Source organism: Ileibacterium valens, from assembly GCF_001945525.1.
In the GTDB taxonomy this organism is placed as follows: Bacteria; Bacillota_I; Bacilli_A; order Erysipelotrichales; family Erysipelotrichaceae; genus Ileibacterium; species Ileibacterium valens.
The window spans coordinates 1-9,610 of the sequence record NZ_MPJW01000117.1 but is presented as its reverse complement, the minus strand read 5'-3'; the positions used below and the strand labels follow the sequence as shown (position 1 = coordinate 9,610).

At 39.5% G+C, this 9,610-nt stretch carries 10 protein-coding genes; 5 read left to right on the top strand and 5 right to left on the bottom strand.

The features are described from left to right. From tnpA (BO222_RS05775) to BO222_RS05760, 4 genes are all read right to left on the bottom strand, one after another. On the bottom strand, positions 1–247 hold a 247-nt coding region (gene tnpA, locus BO222_RS05775), incomplete at its 3' end, for an IS66 family insertion sequence element accessory protein TnpA (protein WP_198932002.1). A gap of 241 nt (positions 248–488) precedes the next feature. Further along, the gene (gene ftsZ, locus BO222_RS05770; RefSeq protein WP_075819204.1) at positions 489–1,598 is read right to left on the bottom strand and encodes a cell division protein FtsZ; all 1,110 of its coding nucleotides are present in this window, start codon (positions 1,596–1,598) and stop codon (positions 489–491) included. A gap of 44 nt (positions 1,599–1,642) precedes the next feature. After that, positions 1,643–2,899, bottom strand: coding sequence for a cell division protein FtsA (locus BO222_RS05765; RefSeq protein WP_075819202.1), 1,257 nt, complete (start codon positions 2,897–2,899; stop codon positions 1,643–1,645). 131 nt (positions 2,900–3,030) lie between these two features. Continuing rightward, complete coding sequence (locus BO222_RS05760) at positions 3,031–3,933, bottom strand: glycerophosphodiester phosphodiesterase (RefSeq protein ID WP_075819200.1); 903 nt, start codon at positions 3,931–3,933, stop codon at positions 3,031–3,033. A gap of 269 nt (positions 3,934–4,202) precedes the next feature. Between BO222_RS05760 and BO222_RS05755 the strand changes: the two genes are divergently transcribed. Continuing rightward, entirely contained in the window at positions 4,203–5,213 is a 1,011-nt protein-coding gene (locus tag BO222_RS05755) for a hypothetical protein (protein WP_075819198.1), read from the top strand. 331 nt (positions 5,214–5,544) lie between these two features. On the opposite strand, the gene BO222_RS05750 is transcribed toward BO222_RS05755, so the two are convergent. Beyond that, positions 5,545–6,528 (bottom strand): hypothetical protein, encoded by a 984-nt coding sequence (locus BO222_RS05750; protein ID WP_075819196.1) that lies wholly within the window; start codon positions 6,526–6,528, stop codon positions 5,545–5,547. A 192-nt stretch (positions 6,529–6,720) separates the two neighbouring features. Between BO222_RS05750 and BO222_RS05745 the strand changes: the two genes are divergently transcribed. From BO222_RS05745 to tnpA (BO222_RS05730), 4 genes are all read left to right on the top strand, one after another. Then, positions 6,721–7,278 carry a chromate transporter gene (locus BO222_RS05745; protein ID WP_075819194.1) on the top strand — a complete coding sequence of 186 codons (558 nt, stop codon included), beginning with the start codon at positions 6,721–6,723 and terminating at the stop codon, positions 7,276–7,278. Beyond that, positions 7,271–7,837 carry a chromate transporter gene (locus BO222_RS05740; RefSeq protein WP_075819192.1) on the top strand — a complete coding sequence of 189 codons (567 nt, stop codon included), beginning with the start codon at positions 7,271–7,273 and terminating at the stop codon, positions 7,835–7,837. The genes BO222_RS05745 and BO222_RS05740 overlap by 8 nt, the downstream gene beginning before the upstream one ends. A gap of 333 nt (positions 7,838–8,170) precedes the next feature. Further along, entirely contained in the window at positions 8,171–9,106 is a 936-nt protein-coding gene (locus BO222_RS05735; RefSeq protein ID WP_075819190.1) for a glycosyltransferase family 2 protein, read from the top strand. Between the two features lie 216 nt (positions 9,107–9,322). Then, on the top strand, positions 9,323–9,610 hold a 288-nt coding region (gene tnpA, locus BO222_RS05730; RefSeq protein ID WP_198931968.1), incomplete at its 3' end, for an IS66 family insertion sequence element accessory protein TnpA.

The following is a 9,610-nucleotide window of genomic DNA, read 5'->3' as shown; positions in this document are numbered from 1 at the left end:
CGACAGACAGAGTAATAGCGGCAGAGTTTTCTGCGACAGTAGCGACATCAATCTCTACAAACTCTATTCCTTCAGCTTTCGCAGACCTTTCCAATCTGCGTTTCCAGTAGCCAAAAGAGGTATAGATTAAGCCATTCTTCTGGCAGAACTCCTTCTGAGAAAGTCCGGACAGGTGATAAGCCTGAACCTGTCTGGTCCAGAATTTCCGGTTTCCTTTTCTGGTTGACGCATAGTGATAATTCGGCATAATGAAAAATCCTCCAGTTTCGTTGTAGATAATCTAACAACGGTCACCGGAGGGTTTAACCCCGTCAAATATAAAGAACTTACGCATGACTGCAAAACAGAGCCGTCTCTAATTTGGAAAGTATGACGCTCTATTAATTTTTCTCTTTCAATCATCTTGATCAAATATCGTATAAAAAAAGACTCTCCTGAAGCGGCAGGAAAGTCTTTCATGGAATTCACTAATTTTACAATCGTTCTCTTTAACCGCGATTAAAGAAAAAATTTGGAATTGTATCGTCCGAATTGGTTTCTGCAACAGTTGTTGTTACCCCTGATGGACGTGGAGCGGAAACTTTAGGCTGTGTATAGAGAGGAGTGGAAGAAATCTGTTTTTCTGAGCGCTGTTTTCTGCTCTGTTTCTTATCTTCTCCATCATCTTCAAATCCAGTTGCAATGACAGTAACGATAATTGCATCGCCAAGCTGTTCATTAATTGCAATACCAAAAATTGTATCAATATTTCCACCAGCAGCATCCTGAATAACAGCTACTGCATTCTGAGCATCATAAAGAGAAACCTTATCTCCACCAGTGATGTTGATAATTGCGCTCTTAGCTCCAGCAATGCTGGTTTCAAGAAGAGGAGACTGAATTGCTTTTTCAGCAGCAGTAATTGCCTTATCTTCACCATCAGCCATACCAATACCGATCAGCGCGCGGCCTTTGTTCTGCATAACCGAACGGACATCGGCAAAGTCAAGGTTAACTAAAGCTGGAACTGCAATCAGATCCGAAATGGTCTGAACACCCTGACGTAATACATTGTCAGCAGCCTGGAAAGCTTCTTCAATTGGTTTTCTTCCAATGACTTCAAGAAGATTATCATTGGAAACAACAATCAGAGAGTCTACATATTTTTTCAGTTCATCAATTCCTTCAACTGCATTTACCGTGCGGCGTTTGCCTTCAAAAGTAAAAGGCTTGGTTACAACGGCAATGGTTAATGCACCTTCTTCTTTGGCAAGTTTTGCTACTAAAGGAGCTGCACCGGTTCCTGTTCCGCCACCCATTCCGGCTGTAATAAATACCATATCTGCGCCATCAATCGCATTGCGAATATCTGCTTCAGATTCTTCAGCGGCTTTATGACCGATTTCAGGCTGTCCGCCTGCACCAAGTCCATTTGTCGTATCTGGTCCAAGAACCAGTTTATTGTCTGCCGGACTGTTTTTCATTACCTGTACATCTGTATTGGCAATGTAAAAATCTACTCCTTTGACTCCATCGGCTACCATGCGGTTAACTGCATTGCTTCCGCCTCCACCGACTCCAATGACTCTAATATCTGCTACTTGATTAAATTCCGGCATTTTTCTTCCTCCTGTATCTGCTTATTTACTGTTTTGTTTTCTGATTAACTATTATTTGACAGAATTACGCGTTTTAGTTTCTGCGTAAAACCGCCTTCTTCATCCCGGGTTATTCGGCTGATTGTTTCAATGCTTTCTTCCAGCTCATTTCGACTGACAGAAATTCTGTCATCCTTCTTTATACGATTCATATCCTGCCAGACATAGGACATTCCCAGTCCAGCTGTATACGCTCCATCCCGGGCCCCAATCGCAGTCACCTGATAGACCGATGCAGGGGCATTAAATGCTCCAGTCATCTCTTCAAGTATGACAAGATTACTTCCCTTACCAGTGATCATATAACGGGCCTTGCCATCTTTTACAATTCCGGCACATGCCTCATTAATATCCATGATCCATTCCCGGATTTTAGGTAGCACAAGTCTGGCCAGATCAGATTGAGTGACCTCAACATTGTGACCATCCTGCGATTCAATGTAAATGATAACATCTTTATTATCTTCTTCTTTACTTGAAAACAGATTTGTCAGAAGGCGATATGAAATGTCATCGCTTAACCTGAATTTTGTCTGCAGATCACTGGTAAAGTATCGTAATCCCTTATCAATTTCTGCTGCTGTCATGATTTTTTCCTGCATTGCCAATACCAGAGAAGTGTGATCATCATCCAGATTTAATAAAATGATTGGCCGTTCAGCAGATAATCCTAATGCAGCTGACTCTCTGGCCTGGGCATAAACATCCAGACAGACATCAATGATTTCCAGATTTGACTGTTCAACGGCTCTGGCAAACGCATACAGTCTGGCTTTATCTACATACAGCAGATCAACTTCCATTTCGAACGACTCTGCTTCCATGCCCACTGGAATTCGTTCCGTTGGAATGTCATTGACCACATATGTAATCTTATTTATATTGATCAGCTCATGATCCTCATCCGCTTTTTTTTGCATAGCTTTTGCTAAACCTTGCTGAATATGGAAAAGCCGAATGTTTTTCGTACCATCTTCTATCGTAATATGAATTTTTTGAGCACTCCGAATCACATCCGATCCAGGAATCGCTAATAAAACCCGTTCAATCCGATATCCCAGTGCAGTTTCAGCCTGTCTGATTGCCTGCTGAATCGCTTTGACCACCGCACTTTCGTTGACAATGGTTGTTTTATCAATACCTGCACAGGGAACTTTTTCAACGCGCAGGATATTATTTCGAGAATCAAAAACTTCAAGTACTACTAACCGCACCTCGCGGTCTGCTATTTCCAGGGCTGCATATACCTGTTTCTTTGCCATGAAAAAGTTCTCCTTTTAATATATCCAATATATTCGAAACCATTATATCGCATGAGATTCGGGATTTTAAAGATAGATTCCTTGACTGTTTTGTGGTTTCGCTGAAAATTTATTAAGCTTATCCAAGCTGCTTAAAATCCCTGAAAAGCCTCTACAACCTGATCTGGATGATCAGAAATCAATCCATCGACTCCAATCGAGATCAATTCATTCATTCTTCCTTTTTTATTCACGGTCCATGCCCACACCTGCTTATCTGCCTGATGAATTCTTTCAATAATTTCTGGATTCAACTGGCTTTCCTCAATCGCAAGACCAGATAAAGACTCATCTAAAAGTGCATCTTCGAGCAAAGTCAAATTTGACATCAACAACATGGTAAACATATATGGAAATTCATTCTCAATGGCTTTTAGAGTTTCCAGATCCCATGCCTGCACGCAGATATTTCTTTGCAGAGATTTATACTGATTTAGAATCTCAGTAATTTGTGGAACTTCAGCACTTCCCTGCTTTAGTTCAAGAAGATAGATTGCATCTGTTTGCAGATCTTCAAAGACTTCGCTAAGTCTTGGAAGCTTTTCTCCGTTTTTTAAATAGGTCATATCGAGCTGGGTGCTGTCAGTATCAGTAATTTTTTTATCAATTCCAGCTGATGCCTTCAGTGAATTATCATGACAGACATAAATCACTCCATCCGAAGACTTCCATAAATCCATTTCAAGCTGCTCATAGCCCTGAGCAACTGCCAGATCAAAAGCAGACAACGAATTTTCCATTGCCTGCGAAGAAAATCCTCGATGGGCAAAAAAGGGTCTTTTTGTCATTCGCCTGCTCGAAACCAGGTTTTCATAGCTGTTGTCAATCACTTTATCTACTGAATTCTCTGTAGGGTTTGCCTGAACAAAATGGAGTCCTGGAAGATCACCTCCGAGATAAAGAGCTGCAAACAGAGATGCTCCTGCAGCAGTGCAAATCAGTTTCCTGGTCCGGTTAATTCCTCTCTTAATTTTTCTTTTCAGTTTGCGCGCCATTCTCACCTCGCTCTGATACGATTATTAATCATACGCTTTGTTTTCTTCCTGCTTAATTTATGAACCCAAAAGATCAAGCGATTATTCCTTTTCAAAGCGTCAATGTCTGAAGTAAATGCTATTTATATCAGAGATTTTTAAATTAGCGTAAAACAATCCCATTTTATTACAAATTTCAGATATTTTTTCTGATAATCCCAGCATTCTCGTATAGCATGATAAACTTCAATCACAGACATTACTTTATACTGTATAAGGGGGATTTCTTTATGAAACAAGTAAAAAAAGTAAAACGGAACCGAAAAATACTATTTACTGTTGTAATAGTAGCTATTATCATTTGCGCAGCAGCTATCGGTTATTTATGGTTTGCCAATCAGTCTCGAGATAATAAATATCAGTCCACTTTAGATACCCTGGAACAACAATATACTGACTATACTACTCTGGTCGAAAATACTGCTTTACCAGAAGGCTGGAGCGAGTCAACACTCTCTGCACTCAAGGAAAAAGCATTGAACGCCTATGATGTCAGCGAAATTACACTTTATCAGAATGCAGTGGATGGAGATGTAGAAGCCCAGAAGAAAATTGGTAATTCAGAGACTGCAAAGTCACAACCAGAAACTGTTACAGTATATACTCAGATTTTAAAAAACCTGAATGCCTATCCTGAAAACCTGGCAAAATTAGCAATAAATGACGAATCTCTTCTTGCTTTCGTAGCAGATTATCCAAACCAGAAAGATAAGAATCTCGCTGAAACTGAAGTTCCTGTTTTAGAAGGGGATATGACTCTTATTAACTCATTGAAGGCTGCTGATCCAAGATGGGGTTATCTGCCTTTCGGAAACAGCTTGTTTGCTCAGAGCGGAGCACCCGAAACCGCCTTATCCATGGTGTTCAGTTACCTGTTGGAAGATCCAAAGTATTCACCTGCATATTTTGCCCTATGGGCTCCTGAATTTGGATATGATATTGAGCCAGTCAAAGAAAATGACAACATTTTTGGAGGAGCTTCCTATGCATTCGGCGTTAACTACACTCCGCTTCCAGGTTACGAAGCTTATGTAAATGATTCCTTAAGTCAGGGAAGTGTTGTAATCGCTGAACTGGCAGCTCAGGATGGGTCCGACAATAATAACTTTGTCGTTATTCCCATGGCTGATGAAAATGGGAACTGGGTGATCTACGATCCATTATCAAGCGAACTCAAAAAAACCGTTTCGCCTGATGACATTAAAGAACAACTGGTAAATGTTTATGCCTTCTGGCGTTAATTCAATCCGATAGATAAAGATTTTGTATATTCTAATTTATATAAAAATCATTCGCCATTCGATCATTCTCTGAAATTCTTCGAGTCAGAGAAGATGATTGAATGGCTCTTATTATTTTCTCTTTTAATTTCAGTTAAATAGCCCGATCAAACCAAATATTTCGAATATTCTAAAACTTCCCTTCGTTATAAACCTGTTTGATATGACTTGCGTGGTATCCCTACATTAGCGTACAAAAAGAGACACCCAATGGTGTCTCTTCATTCAAACCAGATGCAATTGTGATTTTGAAATTCCAGACTTCTCAATCAGACAAATAGATCATCTTAAACTAGAATCCATCTCCTTCGGATTTCGTACCCATGGTAATCAGATAAACTGGATTTCCACAATCATCCACTCCCTGCAAATAATAGAAATAGTTTTTCGGATCCTGCTGATTCCAGGCTAAACCGGCCGCGTAAGCTTCATCAAATGAATAGTAGATGACCGCTCCAGCTGGTGCCTGAGACACTGTACAGGCTGGAGTTGTTGTATCCGTAGTCCCTGTGTCTGGTGTCGATGAATCTGGTGCAGGTGTCTCTTCGGGTTGTGTAACTGTTTCATCAGTAACCGGTTCTTCTTCGATATCAACAGTAATATCTGTTTGCTGATTTGTGGTCGAGTTATCTGTCTGTGGAATATCCGTAATATCGAGATCAGATGTATCATCAGCGGTAATCATCGCTCCATCCCCTGTTACGTTCAGGGTGATTTCCTGTTCTTTAATATTACCGCTTGGATCTTCCGCATGAATAATCACTGTATAGGATCCAGGAGTTTCGAGATCATAATCTCCTTTTAAAGAAAGATTTACCTCATCCTTATCTTCTGCTTTGTAAGCCTTAAGAACTTCTTCTTCTGTTGATCCAACCGCTACTACCCTTTTTAACGGAGCCATAATAAAATCAGGAGCCTGAGTATCCCTAACGGTAATTTTTACTGGATATTTATGGTCTCCATCAATCAAGGTTACATCATATTCTCCAATGCCAAGGTAATCTTTTCCAACAGTTTTTACTTCTCCTTTGAATCCGTTGTAGTCATACTGACTTGAAGTCATCAAATCGGATTCAACTTTTAAATTCTCTAACTGGTTTTCATCGAGTTCAGATTCACCAGAGATGAAGTTCTTTGGGAGGATCATGACTGTCTCACCCAATTCATAAGTCTTCTCTTCTGGTATGTCCAGACTCTTCTCACCTGTTGCAAAACAGCCTGTTAATCCCAGACCAAGACATAATACAGTTGAGAAATATATGATCTTTTTTTTCATTACTTCCTCCTATGGATGATTTCTCATTAATTATAAAGAACGAACCAAAAATTCATATCATTACTCTCTAACATTTTAAGTCAATCTACTCCGACTTATCATTTTGAATGATTAACACAAGTCTTGAAAGCCATTAATTCCTGATAAACTGATGAAAGAGAAAAAACATCTCTGTCTGACGAGGAGGATTCTATGAATATATATCTCGATCTTTTTCTTACTTTTTTTAAGATCGGTCTTTTTACATTTGGTGGAGGGTATGCCATGCTCCCCATGCTTGAAAGTGAAGTCGTCAACAAAAAACATTGGGCTACCTACGATGAGCTGATGGATTATTTCGCAGTAGGACAGTGTACCCCAGGTGTTATTGCTGTAAACACAGCCACATTCGTTGGTTATAACAAAAAACGTATTTCAGGAGGTCTTGCGGCCACAGCTGGTGTAATAACTCCTTCAATCATCATCATTATCATTATTGCAAGCTTGTTAACAAACTTTGCCTCTATACCTGCTGTCCAACATGCATTGAGTGGTATTCGTATTGCAGTCTGCGTTCTGATTTTTAAAGCTGTTCTAAAGATGATGAAAAGTGGAATTCAGGATGCTTATGGAATAGGAATCTTCATTGCTGCTTTAGCTGCTACATATTTTGAATTGATACCCACTGTATTGATTGTCGTGATCGCCGGAACTCTGGGTGTTCTGATCAAAAACATTATTAAATCGAAAAAGGAGAAACCAGATGCCTGATTTTGGATTATTATTAACTCTATTTTTTGAATTTTTCAAAACCGGATTATTTGCACTTGGCGGAGGCCTGGCTACTATTCCTTTTCTTTATGAAATGATGGAAAAGTATCATTGGTTCAGCCAGCAGGATTTGATGAATATGATCGCTGTATCGGAATCGACTCCTGGTCCAATGGGTGTCAACATGGCAACTTATGTTGGTTTTCATGCTTCAGGAAACTCGATCATCGGAGCTTTAACTACTACTATCGGTCTTGTAGCTCCAAGCGTTATTATCATCTGTATCATCGCCCGTATGCTCGAACAATTCAGAGATTCTCATTGGGTTCAGGATATTTTTTATGGTTTGCGCCCAGCAGTTTCGGCTATGATTGCTTCGGCTGGTATAGGAGTTTTGATAGCCACTCTATTTCCTCAGACTGTCAACCTGACCGGTATTTCATGGATTCATTTGGGCTTATTTGTTCTATTCTTTATCATTGCCATGAGCTATAAAAAATTGCATCCAATTTTGTTGATTTGCATATGTGCGGCTCTTGGGGTGATCTTAAAGCTCTAAAGATTGTTTAAATATCACCGTCAACTGATTGAACATGGTTTATCTTGATATCTTAACTATCATATGTAATTTGAATGATCTAAGTTTTTCTTTGTTTTGATCCTTTCAATCTAGAAAGCGTTTTATATCAGTCAAACAACGTCTGAGTCTTTTGCGATATTATTAAGAATTATCGGAAATCCTGAACAACTGTTATAGTGATAAAGCTTTATCTAAGCACATTATCTTAACGTTTGGCGTTTTTTTGTTTTTGGAAACTTCTTCATCGAAATTCATCAACAAGAGAAATTCCATTTCATTCAAATTCTTCAGTATTAAATCAAAGGAAAATTTATGTTGGAAACTAATACGAATCAAAAAAAAGATATTGCAGTTCTAATTCCCTGCTATAACGAATCACAAACAATTGAAAAAGTTGTAAAAGACTATAAAGAAGCCTATCCTGACGCAACCATTTATGTCTATGATAACAACTCAACGGATAACACCGCCCAGATTGCCGAAGAAGCAGGTGCAGTTGTTCGCCATGAATATGCTCAGGGTAAAGGAAACGTCATTCGTTCGATGTTCAAAGATATCGATGCGGATTGCTATATTATGGCGGATGGAGACGATACATATCCTCCAGTACCTGAAATGGCTGACCTGATTCTTTCGCGTAAAGCTCATATGGTTATCGGCGATCGATTATCCAGCACCTATTTTCAGGAAAATAAAAGGCCTTTTCACAATACAGGAAATCGGGCTGTTCGCTGGTTGATTAACCATCTTTTTAACATTGATGTGAAAGATATTATGACCGGTAGTCGAGCCTTCAGTTATGAATTTGTAAAAACATTTCCAGTACTGTCGCATGGATTTGAAATAGAAACAGAAATGACAATTCACAGTGCGGCTCATGATCTTCGAATGGTCGAAATACCCGTTGAATATCGCGATCGGCCAGAAGGAAGCGAATCGAAGCTAAACACATACAGCGACGGAATAAAGGTTCTCAAGATGATAGCCAGGTTATTCAAGGAATATAAACCAATGCTGTTCTTTGGATCGCTTGCTTTCATTTTATTTATTATCTCGCTGATACTATTTATCCCGGTTCTAAGCGAATACTTCCAAACTGGTTTAGTTCCTAGATTCCCAACACTCATAGTCGCTGGTATCTTAATGCTAATTGCGCTTTTGCTATGTGTCTGCGGATTAATCTTAGAAGTGATTGTAAAGAAAAACAGACAGATCTTTGAACTATTTCTGATAAAAACTAAACGATAAAATTCTGAAAGTTTATATTGATCCAAAAAGCAAAGAAGGGGCTGTTAAATTTCGACTGATTTTTCATCAGCGAGATTTACAGCCCCTTTTTCTATGCTTTTTATCTGATTCAATCCTGTTTTATGATGTGTTTTTTGTAACCTTTTGAAATTTGCACGGGCTTAGATCCTCCGGTTCCAGTCGATATTCTGTATTCGACTAGAACTGGAGGATTTTATGCATAATTATCTGTTTTCCAAATCCCGTGAACTGAATCAGGAACAGTGGATGAACCTGGTTGATCAATATCAGGTGTCAGGTCTGACTCAGGCTGGCTTCTGCGTCCAAAACGGCCTGGCTTTATCCACCTTCCAGTACTGGCGAAGAAAAGCTGCCGCCGTATCGCCTGCTTCAGCGGCTCTTGAATTCGTAGAAATTGACAGGACGGTCTTCCTGGATTTGGAAGGATCAGACGAGAGTCCAAAGCCGGTGATTGAAATCACTGACAGCGACCGAACGATCCGT

What these genes read in the sequence shown, in the direction of transcription:
- BO222_RS05740 (WP_075819192.1), top strand. Translation starts at nt 7,271, where the DNA reads ATGCCTGATTTTGGATTATTATTAACTCTATTTTTTGAATTTTTCAAA.
- BO222_RS05760 (WP_075819200.1), bottom strand. Translation starts at nt 3,933, where the DNA reads ATGGCGCGCAAACTGAAAAGAAAAATTAAGAGAGGAATTAACCGGACC.
- BO222_RS05765 (WP_075819202.1), bottom strand. Translation starts at nt 2,899, where the DNA reads ATGGCAAAGAAACAGGTATATGCAGCCCTGGAAATAGCAGACCGCGAG.
- BO222_RS05755 (WP_075819198.1), top strand. Translation starts at nt 4,203, where the DNA reads ATGAAACAAGTAAAAAAAGTAAAACGGAACCGAAAAATACTATTTACT.
- BO222_RS05745 (WP_075819194.1), top strand. Translation starts at nt 6,721, where the DNA reads ATGAATATATATCTCGATCTTTTTCTTACTTTTTTTAAGATCGGTCTT.
- BO222_RS05750 (WP_075819196.1), bottom strand. Translation starts at nt 6,528, where the DNA reads ATGAAAAAAAAGATCATATATTTCTCAACTGTATTATGTCTTGGTCTG.
- BO222_RS05735 (WP_075819190.1), top strand. Translation starts at nt 8,171, where the DNA reads ATGTTGGAAACTAATACGAATCAAAAAAAAGATATTGCAGTTCTAATT.
- ftsZ (WP_075819204.1), bottom strand. Translation starts at nt 1,598, where the DNA reads ATGCCGGAATTTAATCAAGTAGCAGATATTAGAGTCATTGGAGTCGGT.